Annotated in this window: 17 protein-coding genes and 2 pseudogenes; 3 read left to right on the top strand and 16 right to left on the bottom strand. The window is 60.4% G+C overall.

Annotated elements, in window-relative coordinates; all coding sequences use genetic code 11:
* Positions 1 to 103 precede the first annotated feature (103 nt).
* A complete protein-coding gene (locus tag AB4O36_RS11800) occupies positions 104 to 1,069 on the top strand; it encodes a LysR family transcriptional regulator (protein WP_460142137.1) in 966 nt (321 codons plus the stop codon).
* Here AB4O36_RS11800 and AB4O36_RS11795 read toward each other — a convergent pair.
* The 9 genes from AB4O36_RS11795 to AB4O36_RS11755 form a co-directional block, all read right to left on the bottom strand.
* On the bottom strand, positions 1,066 to 2,445 hold the full coding sequence (locus tag AB4O36_RS11795; protein WP_460141838.1) for a UDP-glucose dehydrogenase family protein: 1,380 nt from the start codon (positions 2,443 to 2,445) through the stop codon (positions 1,066 to 1,068). The genes AB4O36_RS11800 and AB4O36_RS11795 overlap by 4 nt on opposite strands.
* Before the next feature lie 3 nt (positions 2,446 to 2,448).
* Positions 2,449 to 2,844, bottom strand: a complete 396-nt coding sequence (arnF, locus tag AB4O36_RS11790; RefSeq protein ID WP_460141837.1) for a 4-amino-4-deoxy-L-arabinose-phosphoundecaprenol flippase subunit ArnF — start codon at positions 2,842 to 2,844, stop codon at positions 2,449 to 2,451.
* Complete coding sequence (gene arnE, locus AB4O36_RS11785; RefSeq protein WP_460141836.1) at positions 2,841 to 3,179, bottom strand: 4-amino-4-deoxy-L-arabinose-phosphoundecaprenol flippase subunit ArnE; 339 nt, start codon at positions 3,177 to 3,179, stop codon at positions 2,841 to 2,843. The genes arnF and arnE overlap by 4 nt, the downstream gene beginning before the upstream one ends.
* Positions 3,176 to 4,825 (bottom strand): lipid IV(A) 4-amino-4-deoxy-L-arabinosyltransferase, encoded by a 1,650-nt coding sequence (gene arnT, locus AB4O36_RS11780; protein WP_460141835.1) that lies wholly within the window; start codon positions 4,823 to 4,825, stop codon positions 3,176 to 3,178. Before arnT ends, arnE begins: the two co-directional genes overlap by 4 nt.
* The gene (arnD, locus tag AB4O36_RS11775) at positions 4,822 to 5,706 is read right to left on the bottom strand and encodes a 4-deoxy-4-formamido-L-arabinose-phosphoundecaprenol deformylase (RefSeq protein WP_460141834.1); all 885 of its coding nucleotides are present in this window, start codon (positions 5,704 to 5,706) and stop codon (positions 4,822 to 4,824) included. The genes arnT and arnD overlap by 4 nt, the downstream gene beginning before the upstream one ends.
* Entirely contained in the window at positions 5,706 to 7,697 is a 1,992-nt protein-coding gene (arnA, locus tag AB4O36_RS11770) for a bifunctional UDP-4-amino-4-deoxy-L-arabinose formyltransferase/UDP-glucuronic acid oxidase ArnA (RefSeq protein ID WP_460141833.1), read from the bottom strand. Before arnA ends, arnD begins: the two co-directional genes overlap by 1 nt.
* The gene (gene arnC, locus AB4O36_RS11765) at positions 7,694 to 8,713 is read right to left on the bottom strand and encodes an undecaprenyl-phosphate 4-deoxy-4-formamido-L-arabinose transferase (protein WP_460141832.1); all 1,020 of its coding nucleotides are present in this window, start codon (positions 8,711 to 8,713) and stop codon (positions 7,694 to 7,696) included. Before arnC ends, arnA begins: the two co-directional genes overlap by 4 nt.
* Entirely contained in the window at positions 8,710 to 9,858 is a 1,149-nt protein-coding gene (arnB, locus tag AB4O36_RS11760; protein WP_460141831.1) for a UDP-4-amino-4-deoxy-L-arabinose aminotransferase, read from the bottom strand. Before arnB ends, arnC begins: the two co-directional genes overlap by 4 nt.
* Positions 9,859 to 11,441: 1,583 nt before the next feature.
* Positions 11,442 to 12,596, bottom strand: coding sequence for a MalY/PatB family protein (locus AB4O36_RS11755; RefSeq protein ID WP_460141830.1), 1,155 nt, complete (start codon positions 12,594 to 12,596; stop codon positions 11,442 to 11,444).
* A gap of 167 nt (positions 12,597 to 12,763) precedes the next feature.
* Here AB4O36_RS11755 and AB4O36_RS11750 point away from each other — a divergent pair, with 167 nt between their 5' ends.
* On the top strand, positions 12,764 to 13,855 hold the full coding sequence (locus AB4O36_RS11750) for an AI-2E family transporter (protein ID WP_460141829.1): 1,092 nt from the start codon (positions 12,764 to 12,766) through the stop codon (positions 13,853 to 13,855).
* A gap of 67 nt (positions 13,856 to 13,922) precedes the next feature.
* Here the strand turns inward: AB4O36_RS11750 and AB4O36_RS11745 are convergent, their stop codons facing one another.
* The 6 genes and pseudogenes from AB4O36_RS11745 to AB4O36_RS11720 all read right to left on the bottom strand — a co-directional run bounded on the left by AB4O36_RS11745 (position 13,923) and on the right by AB4O36_RS11720 (position 17,496).
* On the bottom strand, positions 13,923 to 14,444 hold the full coding sequence (locus AB4O36_RS11745) for an NAD(P)-dependent oxidoreductase (protein ID WP_460141828.1): 522 nt from the start codon (positions 14,442 to 14,444) through the stop codon (positions 13,923 to 13,925).
* 117 nt (positions 14,445 to 14,561) lie between these two features.
* On the bottom strand, positions 14,562 to 15,011 hold the full coding sequence (locus tag AB4O36_RS11740; RefSeq protein ID WP_460141827.1) for a hypothetical protein: 450 nt from the start codon (positions 15,009 to 15,011) through the stop codon (positions 14,562 to 14,564).
* A gap of 470 nt (positions 15,012 to 15,481) precedes the next feature.
* Positions 15,482 to 15,694 (bottom strand): annotated as a pseudogene (locus tag AB4O36_RS11735) (hypothetical protein); the annotation flags it as partial.
* A 99-nt stretch (positions 15,695 to 15,793) separates the two neighbouring features.
* Positions 15,794 to 15,991, bottom strand: a pseudogene (locus AB4O36_RS11730) (hypothetical protein); the annotation flags it as partial.
* 396 nt (positions 15,992 to 16,387) lie between these two features.
* The gene (locus AB4O36_RS11725; protein ID WP_460125215.1) at positions 16,388 to 16,891 is read right to left on the bottom strand and encodes a copper chaperone PCu(A)C; all 504 of its coding nucleotides are present in this window, start codon (positions 16,889 to 16,891) and stop codon (positions 16,388 to 16,390) included.
* Positions 16,891 to 17,496: an SCO family protein gene (locus AB4O36_RS11720; RefSeq protein ID WP_460141826.1), complete on the bottom strand. Its 606-nt coding sequence runs from the start codon at positions 17,494 to 17,496 to the stop codon at positions 16,891 to 16,893. Before AB4O36_RS11720 ends, AB4O36_RS11725 begins: the two co-directional genes overlap by 1 nt.
* A 406-nt stretch (positions 17,497 to 17,902) precedes the next feature.
* Here AB4O36_RS11720 and AB4O36_RS11715 point away from each other — a divergent pair, with 406 nt between their 5' ends.
* Positions 17,903 to 18,925, top strand: a complete 1,023-nt coding sequence (locus tag AB4O36_RS11715; RefSeq protein ID WP_460141825.1) for a methyl-accepting chemotaxis protein — start codon at positions 17,903 to 17,905, stop codon at positions 18,923 to 18,925.
* A 164-nt stretch (positions 18,926 to 19,089) separates the two neighbouring features.
* Here AB4O36_RS11715 and AB4O36_RS11710 read toward each other — a convergent pair whose 3' ends face one another.
* On the bottom strand, positions 19,090 to 19,833 hold the full coding sequence (locus AB4O36_RS11710) for an SDR family NAD(P)-dependent oxidoreductase (protein ID WP_460141824.1): 744 nt from the start codon (positions 19,831 to 19,833) through the stop codon (positions 19,090 to 19,092).
* Positions 19,834 to 19,897: the final 64 nt, after the last annotated feature.

Here is a 19,897-nt window from a genome sequence, read left to right as displayed (position 1 = left end):
CGGTTGCAAAGCCAGATTTTCTGTGTTCATTATTATTAGGCCAGCTATGTTTTTGTTGTTGGACACAGGTTGTTGAATATGGCGTCTGAGGTAAATGAGCATTATGGAAACCCCACTTTCCAATTCCGGAAACCCGCCGCCAAAAACGCCTTACCGCGCGCCATTGGCCCTCAGCGGGCTGGATTTCAAACTGCTGAAAGTGTTCAAGGCCGTGGTTGAGGCCGGTGGTTTCAGTGCGGCGCAAAACGAGCTGAATGTGGGGTTGGCCGCCATCAGCAAGCAGATTTCCGACCTGGAAATTCGCATCGGCATGCGATTGTGTACGCGCGGGCGTGAAGGTTTTCATCTCACTGAAGAAGGTCGCCTGGTCTATCAGGCTTCCATTGATTTATTTGCCTCTTTCGACAACTTTAGAGACCGGCTTAGTTCGGCGCAGAACGAACTTATCGGTGACCTTGGCGTAGGCGTTATTGATAACACGATCACAGATGATAATTCACCGTTAGTTGCCGCCCTCAGACAACTTAACGAAACATCGCCGAAGGTCAGGTTTCAGATTCAGGCCTCGCAACTGGATGAGGTGGAACGCGGTGTGGTGGAAGGGCGTCTGGTGGCCGGCATCGTGCCGGTCTACCAGAAACGCGAAGAGTTCGATTATTACAAACTGTATGAAGAACGTTCCTACGTTTATTGCGCCGTCGGCCATCCGCTATTCGATTTACCGGACGCCGACATTGCCAGTCACATGCTTAAAGATTACGAATGTGTGAACCACCGTTATGCAATCCATCGCGACAAACTGAACTTCGCGCGTTATGACAGTTTTTCCGCGTCCGCCACTCAAGTAGAGGCGGTGGCATTACTGGTCAAGACTGGGCGTTTTATTGGTTTTCTGCCGCAACACTATGCGGCGGCGATGGTCGCGCAGGGGCAGCTTCGGGCGGTGCGCCCGGACCTGGTCCACATCGCGACACCGTTCGATCTGATCCTGCGCCACAACACCGTGCGCAGTCCTCTGGTGAAAGCTTTTGCTCACGCCTTGGGTGTTGATTTGAAAGCTACGGCTTAGGCCACTCCCTGCGCCACCGGCCACTGCTGATACGGTATGGGCAAGTTGCGCGACTCGCCACGGCCCATCGGGAAGTAAGTAAATCCATTGCGAGCCAGGCGTTCGGCGTCGTACAGGTTACGGCCGTCGAAGATCACCGGGGCTTTGAGGCGCTGGCGGATCAAGTTGAAATCCGGCGCCTTGAACTGCTGCCATTCGGTGCAGATGATCAACGCATCGGCGCCTGACAACACCGATTCGGGCGTGCCCATCAGCATCAACTTGTTCTCGTCGGGATACAGTTGTTGGGTTTCCTGCATGGCTTCCGGGTCGAACGCTCGTACATTGGCACCGGCCGTCCACAGGGACTCCAGTAGCACCCGGCTAGGCGCGTCGCGCATGTCATCGGTGTTGGGTTTGAACGCCAGGCCCCACACGGCGAAGGTCTTGCCGCGAAGATCGCCCTTGAAGAAGGCGTTGATGCGATCGAACAGCTTGTGTTTCTGCCGCTGGTTGATGGCTTCCACCGCTTGCAGCAGGTCGCTGGAGCAGTGGGCCTCTTCGGCGCTGTGGATCAGCGCGCGCATGTCCTTGGGGAAACACGAGCCGCCGTAACCGCAGCCCGGGTAGATGAAGTGGTAGCCAATACGCGAGTCGGCGCCGATGCCCAGGCGTACCGATTCGATGTCCGCACCCAGGTGTTCGGCCAGTTCGGCGATCTGGTTGATGAAGCTGATCTTGGTCGCCAGCATGCAATTGGCCGCGTACTTGGTGAGCTCGGCGCTGCGCAGGTCCATGAACATGATCCGGTCATGGTTGCGGTTGAACGGCGCATACAAATCGCGCATCACATCACGCACCTCATCGCTTTCGCAGCCGATGACGATACGGTCCGGACGCCGGCAATCGGCGACCGCGGATCCCTCCTTCAAGAACTCCGGGTTGGAGACGATCTCGAACTGAAGCAAACGTCCGACCTTGAGCAGGCATTTGTCGATATGCTCTCTCAGGGTGTCGCCGGTGCCCACGGGTACGGTGGATTTTTCCACCAGAATCACTGGCTGTTCCCGATGTCGTGCCACGGCTTCACCCACCGACAGCACGTATTGCAGGTCCGCCGAGCCATCGTCCCGAGAGGGCGTGCCCACCGCGATGAACAACACCTGGCCGTGCTGCACCGCGAGCTTCTCATCGGTGGTGAACTGCAGCCGCCTGGCCTCCAGGCTTTCGCGCACCAGGCTGGCCAGCCCCGGCTCGAAAATACTTACATGGCCCTGTTGCAACAGGTCGACTTTTTTCTCGTCGATGTCCATGCAAACCACGTCGTGGCCGACTTCTGCCAGCACTGCGGCCTGCACCAGGCCAACGTAACCGCTACCAAATACACTGATTTTCATGGATCACTCCTGAGTTTCTGGCGCGTGAGCGGGTCGAGAATTGATGGTGATGACGCCGAGGATGACCAGCATCACCCCGAGGCTTTTTGTAAGGCTGAACCCTTCGTTGAATACCGGCAGCGCGGCCGCCAGCAGATACACCAGGGCGTAGCTGATGCTCAACAGCGAATAGGCGCGGCCCAACGGAAGGTCTCGCAAAGCGGCGAGCCAACAGAGCATCGACAGGGCATAGGCAAAAATGGCGGCCAGCACTACGGCCACCGCGTTCGGTTCAATGGCAGCGGTCATCCAGCCTTCGGGAGACGGCAGACGCGTCATGCTCCAGCGCATGCCCAGTTGCGCGACGCTCACCAGCAGTACGCTGGCGAGGGCGAAAAACAGACCATGGCGCGGCTTCATGCGTGCAATCCCAGAAGCGTCACACCGGCTATCACCAGCGTCACGCCGAGCCAGTGCCGACGGTCGATGCGTTCATCGAAGACAAAACGGGCGATCAGAGTGATCAGGACAAAATTCAGGCTCAGCATCGGGTAGGCAATACTGACTTCAAGCCGCTGCAACACCAGCAACCACAGCAGCAACCCCGCGCCCATTGCGCCGAGCGCCAGCCAGATCCACGGCGTGCGCAGCTTGAAAGCCAGCCCCTTTGACGCTCCACGCCAGCTTTCCACGGCGCATTTCTGGGCCACCTGGCCCAGGCAGGTCAGCAGGCAGGCCACCAGCAGCAGACTCATGATGCCTCCCGAGGAAAGACCAGAATCACCAGGTTGCCTCGCTCATAACGTTTGCCATCCTTGGGCAGGCGTTCGATTTCACCCAGTTCATCCTCTCCCTTGACCCGCATCAACACGCCCACGGAACCACGCTGGCGGGCGTCGTGCAGCCACTGTTGCACGCGGTCGGGGTCGACGCGCTGGTGTGCGCCGTCAGGATAGGCGAGGCCATATTTCAGTTCGCCTATCGTGTTGTAGAGTGCGACGTCCGGGCGTTTCAGGCGCCAGGCCAGCGCTGATGCAGCGCCCAGGTCATTACTCAACAGGGAGGTGGACTGGCCAAGCTCATCGACATGTTCGAGGACGAACTGGTCAGGCGTCTTGTTCGCCACCACCGACTCAGGCAGCGCAGCCGGCAGCAAACCGATCAACAGCAAACTGCCAATGGCCGGTGCCGCCCAGCATTGCAGAGGCCGAAAGGCTTGCAGCAAGTTGGCCATGATCCAGCCGATCAGCCCGATGAACACCAGCACCAGGCTGTGCAGTTCGTGGTCGTACACCGGTTTTTTCAGTTGCACGTAAACCAGGGCGAGCAGGGTGATGACGCCCAGCAGCAGGTTGAACAGCCCATTGATGCCCAGCGCCCGCCCTTGTTCCAGGCGCAAGCGGTCGGCCAGGGCGTGGCCCAGCAACAGGGCCAGCGGCAGCAGGCACGGGAAGATGTACGTTGGCAATTTGCCGTTGCTCAGGCTGAAAAACAGCAGCGGCATCAATAGCCACAGCAGCAGGAACGCGACAGGCGCCTGCTGGCGGGTTTGCCAGGCCTGGCGCAAGGCGGGCGGCAGCATGCCGATCCACGGCAGGCTGAACGCAATCAGCAACGGCAGGTAATACCACCACGGCGCATCATGCTGCGCGTCGTCACCGGCGAAACGGCGAATGTGTTCATGCCAGAAGAAGAACCGCCAGTAATCGGGCTCCTGGGCGTGCACCGCCAAGGCCCAAGGCAGGCTCACGATGATGGCCACGGCTATCGCCAATGGGCCGTAGATCAGCAGTTCGCGCCAGCGCTTTTGCCAGAGCATCCACGGCAGGATGATCAGCACCGGCAGCAGCCAGGCGAGGAACCCCTTGGTCATGAAGCCCATGCCACACGCCAGCCCCACAACGATCCAACCGATCAGGCGCTGGACACGACCCATACTGTCCAACGCGAACCACAACGCGGCCAGGCTCAGGTTGACCCAGAATGTGAACTGGGGATCGAGATTGGCATAGCCAGCTTGCCCCCCAACCACCGTGAAACTCATGTACAGCAACGCACAGGCGAAACTCTTGCGTGGTTCGCGCCATAGACGATGCGCGATCAGAAAGCACAGCAGCACGCTGAGGGTGCAACTCAGGGCCGATACGAAACGCACACCAAACAGGTTGTGGCCGAAAATCGCCTGACTCAGGGCGATCATCCAGTAGCCGGCAATCGGCTTTTCGAAGTAGCGCAGGCCCATGAAATGAGGCGACACCCAATCACCGCTCAGCAACATGCTTTGGCTGATCTGGGCGTAACGGGTTTCGTCGGGAATCCAAAGGCCGTGGCTGGCCAGCGGCAGCAAGTAAGCCAGCAAGCAAACAACCAGCAACAACGGAAGTGTCCGGCGTGTGCTCATGCGCCTTGCACTCCCAGCCAGCCTTCTCGCCCTGCGAGTACACCGCGCGACACACGGCCAACCGGTAAGGTGCCCGGGTTGGCGGGCAGCAAGTCGCCCAAGGGACAGAATTGGATGTGTCGTTGGCGCGCAGCGGCCAGCAGTTGCCGAAAATCGTTAGCCATCACAATGCCTTCTACTTCGGCGTGAATCGTGTAGACGTTGAGGTTGTCCGCCGTAAAGCGGTCGAGGATGAACGCATTGAAACCCTCGACGGCGACGGTTGACCCCACCACTTCATCGAAGGTTGGCAAGTCGACCGGAATCTGCGGTGTGCCAAGGCTGCCGTTGGGCAATTTGGGTTGAAACAGCCGATGCCCCCGACAGTCGCTGTTGTAGCGAAAGCCAAAGGCTTGCTTCGCCTCGATCACACGCTCGTCAGCACGCCATCCGGCGGCGGCCGAACAGGTAATACGTTCCCCGAGAATGTCGCTGAGGCTGTCCACGCCCTGGCGAATCTGCTCGATCAGTTGCACGTTGCTCCAACGCCCGGCATTGGCCTGCCAACCGTGGTGATCCCAGGCATGCAGGCCCACTTCATGACCTGCATCCCGCGCCTGACGCATCAGGTGCCCCAGGTCACGGCCAATCGGCTTGCCCGGCCACGCAGTGCCGGCCAGCAGGATGTCCCACCCATACAGGCCGGCGGCGTTGGAACGCAGCATTTTCCAGAGAAACTGCGGACGTATCAGGCGCCACAAGTGCCGCCCCATGTTGTCCGGGCCCACACTGAAAAAGAACGTCGCCTTGACCTGTGCCTCATCGAGCATTTCCAACAGGCGCGGCACGCCCTCGCGGGTGCCACGGTAGGTGTCGACGTCGATGCGAAGACCCGCCTGCATCAACGCTTGTCCGCAATTTCGAGCATGGCTTCACGCAGGAAGAAATCCAGCGTATTGCCGATCGTTTCGCTCATCTGCACCGACGGCGCCCAGTCCAGCAGGCGCCTGGCGTTATCGATGCTGGGCTTGCGGTGGGAAACGTCCTGGTAGCCGTTGCCGTAGAAGGCCTTGCTTTCGACCTCGCGAAAGCCCGCAAACGGTGGGAAGTTATGGCGCAGGGGGTGAGCTTCGAATTGCCGCAGCAACTCTTCGCCCAACTGGCGGATGCTGGCTTCGTTGTCCGGATTGCCGATGTTGATGACCTGGCCATTGCAGATGTCGTTCTGGTTGTCGACGATCCGCGCCAGAGCTTCCACGCCGTCAGCGATGTCGGTGAAGCAGCGCTTCTGCTCGCCGCCGTCGAACAGGCGAATCGGCGTGCCTTCCACCAGGTTGAGGATCAATTGGGTGATTGCCCGCGAGCTGCCGATGCGCGCCGAGTCGAGGCGGTCCAGGCGCGGGCCCATCCAGTTGAACGGGCGGAACAGGGTGAAATTCAGGCCTTTCTGGCCGTAGGCCCAGATCACCCGGTCAAGCAATTGCTTGGACGTGGAGTAGATCCAACGTTGCTTGTTGATTGGCCCGACCACCAGGTTGGAGGTGTCTTCGTCGAATTTGTCGTCCTGGCACATGCCATAGACTTCCGATGTCGATGGGAAGATCACCCGCTTGTTGTACTTGACGCAGTAGCGCACCAGCTTGAGGTTTTCTTCGAAGTCCAGCTCGAATACCCGCAGCGGATTGCGCGTGTATTCGATAGGCGTGGCGATGGCCACCAGCGGCAGGACCACGTCGCACTTCTTGATGTGGTACTCGATCCATTCGGAATGAATGCTGATGTCGCCTTCCACGAAATGGAAATTGGGGTGGCTGCGCAGCCGTTCGATGGCGTCGCAGCCGATGTCCAGGCCGTAGATCTCATAGCGGTCATCGCGCAACAAACGTTCGGACAAATGATTGCCGATAAAGCCGTTGACGCCGAGGATCAGCACCCGCGTGCGTCGCCGAGCACGGCCGCTTTCGGCACCGCGCAACACCGAGCCCTCCACCAGCCCGAGTTCGCCGGCCAGTTGCGGCCCACTCAGGTACAGGCCGTTGTCGTTGCGCTGGCCGGCATGGATCACCAGGGAGTCCTCGCCACAGGCGATGCGCAGCGGGTCGACGCTGATGACCCGGCCCGGCGCCTGGCCGGCGTTGCCTTTGATGACGTCCGCGCTCCAGACAATCAGCTTGTGTTCGCCCACGGCGCAGAATGCCCCCGGATACGGTTGCGTTACTGCTCGCACCAGGTTGAACAGTTCTTCGGCCGGTTTTTTCCAGAACAACTGGCCGTCAGCCGGGGAGCGACGACCGTACACGGTGGCTTGTGTTTCATCCTGAGGGGTTTCGCTGTCCCTTCCTGCCAACAACGCTGGCAGGGTGTCGCGCAGCAGGTCCGCCGCTGCTACCCGCAGCTTGGCGTGCAGGCTCAATGCGGTGTCGCTGCGCTCAATGGCCACGCGTTGCTGGGCAAGGATCGCGCCGGCATCGGCCCGTTTGACCATGCGGTGCAAGGTCACGCCGGTTTCACTTTCGCCGTTGACCAGCACCCAGTTGGCCGGAGCGCGACCGCGATAACGTGGCAACAACGAACCGTGCAGGTTGAAGGCGCCTTTGCCCGCCGTGGCCAGGAGGGGTTCGCCCAGCAGGTTGCGGTAGTAGAACGAGAAGAGGTAATCCGGGGCGAGTTGGTTGATGCGCTCGATCCACAGGGGATGGTTGACGTCTTCCGGCGCGTGCACCGAAATACCCTTGCGGGCGCACAGTTGTGCCACCGAGGCATAGAAGGTGTTTTCCCCGGGATCGTCGGCGTGGGTGAACACGGCGGCAATCTCATAACCGGTATCGAGCAGGGCTTCGATGCCGGCACAGCCGATATCGTGATAGGCGAAGACAACAGCTTTTGCGCTCATGGATGAACCTGATCGGGAGAAAGAGAAGGGAGGCCGTCGACGGTGACCCCCGCCACAGGGGCGGCGGGTTGGCTGCGCAGAACTTTTTCGATGAAGAAACGCGGGCGGGCGCGCACATCGCTGTACATGCGCCCCAGGTATTCGCCCAAAAGGCCCATGCCGATGAACTGGCCACCGGTGAATACGAACAGCACGGCAAACAGCACGAACGTGCCGTCTCCCGCCCAACCGGCGCCAAGCACCAGGCGCAGAACAATCAGCGCAGCGGCAAACGCCAGGCCGAGTCCCGCCATGGCGAAGCCCACAATGCTCAGCAGGCGCAGCGGCGTGGTGGTCATGCACGTGATCAGGTCGAACATCAGGTTGACCAGCCGCATCGGGCTGTACTTGGATTCCCCGTGCTCGCGTTCGGCATGGGTCACCCGTATTTCCGTGGTGTGACGGGCGAAGCTGTTGGCGAGGATCGGGATGAAGGTGCTGCGCTCGCGGCAAGCGAGCATGGCCTCGACGATCGAGCGACGGTAGGCCCGCAGCATGCAGCCGTAGTCGGTCATCGCCACGCCGGTAGAGCGTTGCACGGCGAGGTTGATCAGTTTCGACGGCCAGCGCCTCAGGGCCGAGTCCTGGCGGTTTCCGCGAACCGTGGCCACGACGTCATAACCGAGCTCGGCCTGGGCCACCAGGCGCGGGATTTCCTCCGGCGGGTTTTGCAGGTCGGCGTCGAGGGTAATGACGACATCGCCCTTGCATTGCTCGAAACCGGCCATGATTGCCGCGTGCTGGCCGTAGTTGCGGTTGAGGATCACCGCCACCACCGGGCTGCACTCGCGGCTGGCAGCTTCCTCGAGGATCTGGGCCGATTGGTCGCGACTGCCGTCGTCGACCATGACGATTTCATAGTCATGATGCAGTTGCCGGCACGCCGCTTCGGTACGTCTGAGCAGCTCAGGCAGGCTGTCCTGTTCGTTGTAGACCGGGATGACAATCGACACGCATCGGATCGGGTACGGTTTCACAGGTGGGCATCCAGTGTTTGTTCAATGGCACTGACCACGCGATCGATATCGCGGGTGGTCATGTCGGGGAACAACGGAATCGAGCACAGCCGCGCGGAGTTCCACTCGGTGTTGGGCAGGCAGACGTTGGGGAATCGCTGGCGGTAGTAGGTGTGCAGGTGAGTGGCGATAAAGTGGATGCCGGTGCCGATGTTCCGCGCCTGCAGGGCTTTCATGAAGGCTTCGCGGTCCAGCCCGCAGCGTTCGGCGTCGATACGCAGGATGAATAGGTGCCAGGCATGCTGCTGCGCATACGCCGGCACGGTCAGCGGCTGCACCGGGGAATCTTCCAGCCGCTGCAGATAGGTTTTTGCCAGCGCTGCGCGGTTGAGGTTGATCTCTTCCAGGCGCTCCAGTTGGACCAGGGCGATGGCGGCGTTGATGTCGGCCAGGTTGTACTTGAACCCAGGCTCAATGACCTGGGCCTGTGGCTTGCGGCCGTGGGTCAAGCGGTCGTAGGCGTCGACGCCCAGCCCATGAAACTTGAGCATGCGCACGCGGTTGGCCAGGGCTTCGTCGTCGGTGACGAACATCGCGCCTTCCGCGCAGGTCATGTTCTTGATCGCGTGGAACGAGAAAATCGCGGTGCCCTGTGCGCCGACGGGCCGATTCTTGTAACGGGTGCCGGCGGCGTGGGCCGCGTCTTCGATAACGCGAATGCCGTGTTTGCCGGCCAAGGCGTAGAGCGGATCGAGATCGAACGCGGCGCCAGCGTAATGCACCGGAATGATTGCCCGGGTACGTGGCGTGATGGCCGCTTCGATGTGCTCGACGTTGCTCATCAGCGTGTCACGATCAACATCGACAAACACTGGTGTGGCGCCCAACAGGCAGATCATGTTGGCGGTGGAGACCCAGGTCTGGGACGGCGTGATGACTTCATCACCGGGGCCGATGCCCAGGGCCAGTAATGTGACGTGCATGGCACCGGTGGCCGAGGACAACGCTACGGCGTGCCGACACCCGACATAGTGGGCGAAGTGTTCTTCAAGTTGCTGGTTCTTCGGCCCGGTAGTAATCCAGCCGGAACGCAGGACTTGTTCTACGGCGGCTATTTCCTCATCACCGATACCGGGTCGGGAGAAGGGCAGAAAAACTTCATCCATGGAAAACCTCAGGGCGTAAGAATTCCTTCGACTAAAGTGCCGAAATAAATAAAGTGCTACGAACAATCCGCCCGGAGGGCAGGCCATGCGCCTGTCCAAGGGTTATCGGTAAGACTGAGGTTAGGCGTTTTTTTGTGAAAGAAACATCAAAAAGCGGTTGGGAAATCGTCTTTCTGAACGTTATTAAGCGAATGTTCAGACTTTGCTCGTTAAACCAGAAAAGTCCTACGGAAGTTACCCGCCTTATATGAAGAATATTTCAGTTGTTAGTTGGTTTATATCCAATCAAACGAAAAACATACCACTGACACCAAGCGGCCCACAGATTTGGCGCTGTCTCTGTAGGAGCGAGATTGCTCGCGATGGAGGCCAACGATAACGCGGGCCACCTGACACTCCACGGCGCTCTCCGGTTCATCGCGGGCAAGCCCGCTCCCACAGGTGATGTGGTCATCTGTAGGAGCGAGCATGCTCGCGATGGAGGTCAACGATAACGCTGGGCACCTGACACTCTGCGGCGCTCTCCGGCTCATCGCGGGCAAGCCCGCTCCTACAAGGGATGTGGGCATGTGTAGGAGCGAGCTTGCTCGCGATGGAGGTCAACGATGACGCTGGGCGCCTGACACTCCGTGGCGCTCTCCGGCTCATCGCGAACACGGGAGGTGGTCATCTGTAGGAGCGAGCTTGCTCGCGATGGAGGCCAACGATAACGCGGGCCACCTGACACCCCGCGGCGCTCTTCGGCTCATCGCGGGCAAGCCCGCTCCCACAGGGGAGGTGGTCATCTGTAGGAGCGAGCATGCTCGCGATGGAGCTCAACGATGACGCGGGGCACCTGACACACCGCGGCGCTCTCCGGGGCATCGCGGGCAAGCCCGCTCCTACAGGGGATGTGGTCATCTGTAGGAGCGAGCTTGCTCGCGATGGAGGTCAGCGATAACGCGGGGCATCTGACACTCCGCGGCGCTCACCGGCTCATCGCGGGCAAGCCCGCTCCCACAGGGGAGGAGTCATCTGTAGGAGCGAGCTTGCTCGCGATGGAGGCCAACAATGACGCGGGGCACCTGGCACACCGTGGCGTTCTCCGGCTCATCGCGGGCAAGCCCGCTCCTACAAGGGATGTGGGCATGTGTAGGAGCGAGCTTGCTCGCGATGGAGGCCAACGATAACGCGGGCCACCTGACACTCCACGGCGCTCTCCGGCTCATCGCGGGCAAGCCCGCTCCCACAAGGGATGTGATCATCTGTAGGAGCGAGCATGCTCGCGATGGAGGTCAACGATAACGCTGGGCACCTGACACTCTGCGGCGCTCTCCGGCTCATCGCGGGCAAGCCCGCTCCTACAAGGGATATGGTCATCTGTAGGAGCGAGCATGCTCGCGATGGAGGCCAACGATAACGCGGGGCATCTGGCACCCCGCGGCGTTCTCGGGTGCATCGCGAGCATGCTCGCTCCTACAGGGGATGTGGTCATCTGTAGGAGCTGGCTTGCCAGCGATCGCGGATCGACATTCACCCTTGATGTCGACTGATACACCGCCATCGCGGGCAAGCCCGCTCCTACAGTGGGATTGAGGGGGCTGTCAGCGCAATCGCTGGATCAGGCTGCGCTCCATCCGCGCAATACCTTCTTCGAGCAACGCACGCGGGCAGCCGAAATTCAGGCGGACGAACTGCTGATGGTCGTCGCCGAAGTCCAGACCCGGGCTCAAGCCGACCCTGGCCTGTTCGAGGAAGAATTGTTGTGGGTTATCAAGACCCAGTGCCGAGCAATCCAGCCAGGCCAGGTACGTGCTCTGCGGCGCGTTCAGGCTGACGCCCGGCAGGCGAGTGCGAACGGCATTGACCAGGTAATCACGGTTGGCTTGCAGGTACTCGCGCAGCTCGGCGAGCCACGGGCCGCCTTCGCTGTAAGCCACGCGTGTGGCTTCCATGCCCAGGGGGTTGACGCTGTCGACCATGCCACAACGGGCGTGGTTGACGCGTTCACGCAGGGTGCTGTCCTGGATGATCATGAACGAAGTTTTCAGGCCGGCAATGTTGTAGGCCTTGCTCGCCGACATCAGGGTTATTGTGCGCCGCGCCACTTCCGGGCTCAGCGAGGCGGTCGGAATGTGTTTGCGCCCGTCGAAGCACAGTTCGGCGTGGATTTCGTCAGAGATGATCCAGGCATCCTGCGCCACGCAGATGTCGGCGACCGCTTGCAGTTCTTCCCGTGGGAACGCCTTGCCCAGCGGATTGTGCGGATTGCTCAGCAACAGGGCGCCGCCCCCGGCAAGCGACTGGCGCAAGGTGGCGAGCGGCGTGCTGTAGGTACCATCCGCCTGGGCATCGAAACTCAGTTCGACCTTGTTCAACCCCCAATGGGTCGGTGCGTGACGCAGCGGTGGGTAGTTGGGTACCTGTACGACGACGTTCTGTTGCGGTTGAACCAGGGCGTGCAAGGCCATGTTGAACCCGGACTCCACGCCCGGCAGGAAGATCAGTTCCTGCGGCGCGACCCGCCAGGCGTATTTGTTCCAGAGATCTTCGACGATGGCGTTGCGCAAGTCATCCTGGGCCACGCTGTAGCCGAGCAAAGGGTGTTCCAGGCGTTTTTGCAGGGCCTGGACGATCACCGGCGGCGCGGCGAAGTCCATGTCGGCGACCCACATCGGCAACACATCGGCTGGGTAACGACTCCACTTCGTGCTGCCGGTGTGGTGACGGTCGAACACCTGATCAAAATCGAAAGTCATGCTCATCTCATAAAGGGCCGGGGTTAATTCGGCAGACATGATAAGCGCCAATGTTTGCGTGGGCGAGGGCGGTGTAACAGGTGGGGGCCGAGCGGCGCAAACCGGTCCTGACGTCTATGCTGGGCAAACCATCCCGCAGCGTTGCATCGCCCCACCAGGAGAGAGCCATGGAGCCCACGATCTTCAATGAGAAAACGATGACACGCACGTTGCTGGATGTGTTGATCCGGGCCGGGCTGATTGTGGTGCTGGTGCTGTTTTGCTTCGATATCTTCAGCCCGTTCCGCGACCTGATGCTGTGGTCGCTGATCCTGGGAATCACCCTGTATCCGCTGCAAAAGCGTCTGCGTGGGCCTCTGGGGCACAATGATGGGCGAATTGCGACGCTGATCATCGTTGTCGCCATCGTGATCCTGATGGTGCCGATCTACCTGCTGGGCATATCGATTGCCGACTCGGTCACCCGGGCCATCGACGTGGTCAAGGCGGATACCTTTCGCATTCCGCCGCCCGCTGAGTCTGTAGCCAGTTGGCCTCTGATCGGCCGGCAGTTGTCCGCCTTGTGGCTGGATGCCTCAACCAACCTGCCTGATCTCGCTGCCAAATACCTGCCGCAAATCAAGGTTGCCAGCCTGACCGTGCTGAGCAAACTCGCGGGTGTCGGCATGGGGTTCCTGGTCTTTATCTTCGCCCTGATCATTGCCGGCATCTTCATGGCCCATGGCGAATCGGGCAGCCGCAGCGCGGTTCAGATCGCTTCGCGAGTCAGTAGCCCGGAGCGCGGCCCGAAAATCGCAGCGCTGTGCACCGCAACCATTCGCGCCGTAGCACTCGGTGTCGTGGGCATCGCGTTTATCCAGATGCTGCTGGTGGGCCTCGGATTTGTTTTCCAAGGCGTCCCCGGAGCAGGTTTGCTCGCCCTGGCGGTGCTGTTGCTGGGCATCATGCAATTGCCGGTGACGCTGATAACCCTGCCGGTGATCGCCTATGTGTTCGCCACCGACGGTGCCAGCACCGGGACCATCGTCTTCGCCATCTATGTGTTCGTCGCCGGGCTGGTGGACAACGTACTCAAGCCCCTGTTACTGGGGCGCGGTGTCGATGTGCCGATGCCGGTGGTACTCATCGGGGCGCTCGGCGGCATGGTGACCAGCGGCATCATCGGGCTGTTCATCGGCCCGGTCGTGCTGGCAGTGGGGTATCAATTGTTCTGGCAGTGGGTGCAGGACGAGCCGAAGGCCGCTCCACCCGTCATTTGAGGGCAGGGGTTCAGTCCTTCATCGGTAGCTGTATGGCGTTTGACCATTGGCCATCGCGTCCTGCAGGTCATCGGTGGCCAGTTTCAGTGGCATTGGCACTCGAAGCCTTGTGACCCAGGCGCCAGGTGTTACGTGCGATCAAGTCGAACAGCGGTTGCACGCGATCGATCGCCTCCTGAGGCCCACCGACCAACACGTTGAGCTGGCCGGCGGCCGCCACATCCGGGCAGCCCATGACTGGAGCCGCGATGTAGTCGATGCCTTGCGCGGTGTGCAGAGTAACCAGTTCATCGGCGAAGGTTACAGCGATGCTGGACAGGTTGACGTGAATACGCGGTCCCCTGACCTGAGCCAGCAGCCCGGAATCGAGTAACACCGTGCGTAGGGCATTATCGTTTGCGAGCATGCTGAAGACCACGTCGGCGTCGAACGCTTGCGCGGCAGTGATGGCGTCCTTTGCGCCCATCGCAACCATATTCAGCACCGCTTGCGGCGAGCGGTTCCAGACCCATAGGTCATGACCGCCTTTGATCAGGTTAGCGGCAATCTCCTGACCCATACGGCCCAAACCCAGAAAACCGATTTTCATCAGTTGTGTTCCTTTTCTCACGAATTGTCCGGACGGGCGCTGACACTGTGTGCTGTCCGATTGCGTTAAAACAAAGCCCGGAAACCCGGGCTTGAAGCAGTACAAAGGGGCTCGCTGTTAGTAACGCTGGTATTTCGAACCGAACTCCGGGCGGTTTTCGGCAACGATCACGTTTTTTTGCACGGAGTTCTGTGCGACCCGCTCACGCAGTTCCTGGAGGCGATCGGCGCCACCCTCGGCCACACGACGCTCGATCAGGCGATCGGAACCACCCTCGGCCACACGACGCTCGATCAGGCGATCGGAACCACCTTCGGCCACACGACGCTCGATCAGGCGATCCGAGCCGCCCTCAGCCACACGCCGTTCGATCAAACGATCAGAGCCACCTTCGGCGACGCGTTCACGCAGTTCCTGCAAACGGTCTGCACCCCCTTCGACCAACAGCTGGGTCTGGGTGTACGACGCGACGTTCGCAGTGTTGGCCGAGGCCAGATTCGACAGACCCAGGCCACCCACGAGTGCCAGGCCGATTGCGAGAGAGGAGACTTTCGAGAAATTGATCATGATGATGCTCCGTGCGTTTGATTTGAGTGAGCCGGTAGCTGCTGCTATCCGGTGAACACAGTTAAACGCTCGGGTGTATCGTCGATGTGTGCTTGAACGCCGCGAAGTCGAGGTCTGCGTATCTGTCGGGGGTTCATATACAGACAGATACAAATAGATGAGAAATCGCCACCTTGGGGTGGCGGTTTCAGGGGGAGTGGTGCGTGCCAGGCACCGTCTTGCGGTTACTGTTCGTTGAACTGGTCGGAGTAACTACCTTCATTCATGAGCGCGGACGCCACACGGTCCGAGCCAATACCGTTGCGGGAATACGCGAGACGGGCTGCGCCGACGTGGTCAGCGCCATCGGCAGCGAGCCTGTTGGCACCGACTTTGTCAGCGCCGTCGGCAGCAAGCCTGTTGGCACCGACTTTGTCAGCGCCGTCGGCAGCGAGTCTGTTCGCGCCGACTTTGTCAGCGCCGTCGGCAGCGAGTTTGTTGGCCCCGACTTTGTCAGCGCCGTCGGCAGCGAGTCTGTTGGCGCCGACCTTGTCAGCGCCATCGGCAGCAAGCCTGTTGGCACCGACTTTGTCAGCGCCGTCAGCGGCGAGTCTGTCGGCGCCGACCTTGTCAGCGCCATCGGCGGCAAGTCTGTTGGCGCCGACCTTGTCAGCGCCATCGGCGGCGAGTCTGTTGGCACCGACTTTGTCAGCACCGTCAGCAGCGAGTTTGTTGGCGCCGACCTTGTCAGCGCCATCGGCGGCGAGTCTGTTGGCGCCGACTTTGTCAGCACCGTCGGCGGCGAGTTTGTTGGCGCCGACCTTGTCAGCGCCGTCAGCAGCGAGTTTGTTGGCGCCGACCTTGTCAGCGCCATCGGCGGCGAGTCTGTTGGCACCGACTTTGTCAGCACCGTCGGCGGCGAGTTTGTTGGCGCCGACCTTGTCAGCACCGTCAGCAGCGAGTTTGTTGGCGCCGACTTTATCAGCGCCATCCGCCGCCACTGCTCCCGCGCCCACATGATCCGCGCCGTCCGAGGCCAGCGCTCGCGTCTCTGCAGCCCAGGCGCCCGGTATCGTCACCGTAGCCGAGACAACCAAAACCACGCCTGAAAGAAATGTATATTTCATGGTGTTCTCCACGATCCATCAGCCACAAAGCGCTTGAGCACGCCGGTCGTTAGCGACACAGGCTGCTGGCTGGTTACGTTGGCGATAGGCACGGGTACGCCTGGCGGTGCACGGGTGCCGACGTGCTGCATGTAAACGAGAAAGAAAACCAGATGAGTATAGGCTGTCAGGCAAAAGGCGGGGGGATTGCGCGCAACTTCCGGATCAAGGGCGTTTCCGGTGTCGATTGAAGAGGCGGGCGCTGTTACTCGCTGCTCGCCTCTGGATGAATCAATGCATCTTGCTGTGATCCATTTTGCTGTGATCCATCATGTTCAGCGCACGTGCCGGGGCGTCAACGTTGATCACTTCCTTTTCACCGTTCGCGTGCTGGACGGTCAGCACCAGCGGCACCTTGTCGCCTTCTTTGACCTGAGCGACCAGGTCCATCAGCATGACATGGTAACTGTCAGTGTTGAACGCCACGGCTTTGCCAGCGGGCAGCTCGACGGACTCGACCTGTTGCATGCTCATCACGTCGTTTTTCATGCTCGATTGATGAATCTGCACGGTTTTCGCCACTGGCGATTGTGCGCTGATCAATTTGCCGTCACTGCTCGCGGTGATCGTCATGAAGGCACCAGTGGAAGGTTGCCCGGCCACCGTCGCGCGAACCCAGGCGTCATCGACCTGGGTCTGGGCGCTGGCGTAACCGGCCAGGCCGAGCATCGACAAGCCCAGCGCCAGGCGTCCCAGGCGTGCGCAAAAGCGTGGTTTAAAGGCGTTCGAGTTCATCAGCAGACCTCCATGACGGTCAGTAAGTCTTCCGTACACTCTTGTGCCGAAAGCGAATGGGACAAGCCGACGCGCAGGTTGCCCCGGGTGTCATAAACGAAGCTGGTCGCGGTATGGGAAATGGTGTAGGTGGAACCGCTTGGCACCTTTTCGTAGAACACCTCGAATTCCTTGGCTGTCTTCGCCGTTTCCTCCAGCGTTCCGTGGAGCGCGACAAACGACGGGTCGAAGGTCTTGACGTAGGCGTCGAGCATTTCCGGGGTATCGCGCTCGGGGTCCAGGGTAATGAAGACCACCTGGAGCAAATCACCATCCTTGCCCATCAGCTTCTTGATTTGCGCCGCGCGGGCCAGCGTAGTCGGGCAGACGGCGGGGCATTGGGTGAAGCCGAAGAAAATCATCGGCATCATGCCGCGAAAACTGGTCAGCGTCGTGGGATTGCCTTGGGAGTCTTTCAGCTTGAAGGTCCGCCCGAGGATCTTGTCGCTCAGGTCCTTGCCGTATTTGTACGACAAGCGGACGCTGTTGTCGCAGCCTGCGAGCAGGCCCAGACCGAGTAAACCGATTCCTGCAACCACCTTGCGGCGGGTCAACAAAACACTCATTTCTACAGCCTTTCTGAATAGCCCAGTCCAGGGGCTCGTAGCGGATGATTGGCGCGGGCACGAGGCGCAACGCTGCGTGCGGGTCAAACCGGGTGAATTCTACCGTTTTTCAACGCGGGCAATCGCTTGCGGCAAGCCGTCACAGGCCGGTTGATCACCCTGAAAACGGGTGTTGCGCGGTGTTTGTGCGGCGTACTGTCGCAGGTCTTTTTCGCCTGTTGCACATCCGTCCCAAAAACCTGCCTGGATGGCCCCGTGGGCCCTTGCCTGAATCGAATCAGCTGATCTAGAGTCAGCACATAATTTCAGAGTGCCATCACCGATGAGTGGCGCCGTAAAAAACAACAACATTGCTTCGATTCAATAAGGCTGCCGCCGACTAACAATTCTTTGAAGCACAAAGCAAATGATCGAACCAGAACGAATTGTCACGCTGTCGCGGGAAGTCGAGGCGTTGGCAAACCGTGGCATCAGCGATATCCAGATGATCACCCGACAGACCCGTTTGCTTGCCATCAATGCGCTGATCGAAGCCGCACACGCCGGCAAGGCCGGGCAGGGGTTCGCGGTGGTGGCAGAGGAGGTCAAGGTGATCTCCGAACGCATTTCGAAGATCGCGGGCACCATGACAGAACAACTGCAAGCGTCCGTCAACGAGTTGACCGCGCTGGGCGAAGGCATGTGCTTTGACGTACGGGGGCAGCGGCTGGCGGACTTGTCGCTGAACATGATCGAGATCATGGATCGCAACCTCTATGAGCGGACCTGCGATGTTCGCTGGTGGGCCACTGATGCCTCACTGGTCGATGCCCTCAAGTCGGCTGACGAGCAAAACCGTGCCTACGCTTGTGAGCGACTGGGCATCATCCTCGACAGTTACACGGTTTACCTGGACATCTGGCTCGCGGACACGCGAGGGCGCGTCATTGCTACCGGGCGTTCTGCGGTCTATGACAAGGCAATGGGGGCCAACGTCAGCGAAGCACCCTGGTTCAAAATGGCGCTGAAGCACAGTCGCAGTGATCAATATGATGCGGGCAATGTCTGTGTCGAACCCTTGCTCAATGGCGCGCAGACCTGCGCCTTCAGCGCAGCCGTGCGCAATCAGGGCTCGGTGACCGGCGTGATCGGCATTTTTTTTGATTGGGAAAACCAGGCCAGGTCGATTATTAACGGCGTGCGCCTGACCGACGAAGAACGCTCGCGCAGTTGTGTGATGCTGGTCGATGCCGGTAACAATGTCCTGGCCAGCTCCAACCCGCAGGCTGCGCTGGGCCAACGCGTTGCGCTGATGACCAAGGCGGGCCAAACCAGCGGGTACAGCGTCCAGTCCAACAACAGCTTGCAGGGCTATTCGCTCACACCCGGCTTCGAAACCTACCCGGGCATGGGCTGGTATGGCGTCATCGAGCAGCAGTTGCCCGAATAGTCCTGTGGGCGCGAGGGTACACATATCCCTGTAGGAGCGGGCTTGCTCCGGGCGGCGTTCCCACGATGGTCGTCAACGATGACACGGGGTTGTCTGATACCCAGTGGTGTCTGGGCCACCATCGTGGGAACGCCGCCCGGAGCAAGCTCGCTCCTACAGGGAGATCAGCGGATGGTGTAGCCTTTGTCCACCACCCAGTCCTGGCCATACACGCTTCGGGCGCCGTTGCTCAGTTGGAACAGGATGACATCGGCCACGGATCCCGCTTCCAGGAATTCGCCGCCCAGCAGGCGTTTGTTGACCTGGGTGGCTACGTTGGCCAGGTCGTGGTGAGCCAGGCCCAGTGTTGACCAGATCGGCGTCGCGGTAGGGCCAGGGGAAACCATATTGATGCGGATCCCCTGGGGCGCCAGCTCTACAGCCAGTGTACGAGCATGGGCTTGCAAGGCTGCCTTGGAGGCGATGTAGGCGGCCAGCCCCGGGAATGTAATGCCGGTGAGAAACGTGGTGATGAAGACCACCGACGCCGGGCTGGCCAGGTGTCCGCGAAGGTGGCTCAGGGTGTTCAACGCCCCGGCGCCATTGACCGCCCACTGGCGATCGAAGGCTTGCAGGTCCAGACAGTCCGCCAGTTCGGCGATACCGGCATTCGGTACCAGATAATGGACCGGACCCTGGCGCGACGCGTGCTGCGCCAATTGCTCGAGGTCCTCTGCCTTGGTCACGTCGCCGGATACCCAGGTCAGCTGCCCGGCAAAGTGACGAGCCAGTTCTTCCAACCCTCCCATTTTCCGTGACATGGCCAGCACTCGCGCACCTTGGGCCAGCAGACGGGCCGTCACAGCCAGGCCTATACCGGAACTGGCACCGGTGACGACAGCCAGGCGTCCTTCGAAATCATTACTCATCGCTGTTTATCCTGAATGAACTTGAATGGGTTTGCGTCCATACCCGGTAATTCAAAATGTGGGC

The sequence above is a fragment of the Pseudomonas sp. S2_E01 genome (genome assembly GCF_054668365.1).
This window is presented reverse-complemented; position numbering and strand designations above follow the sequence as displayed.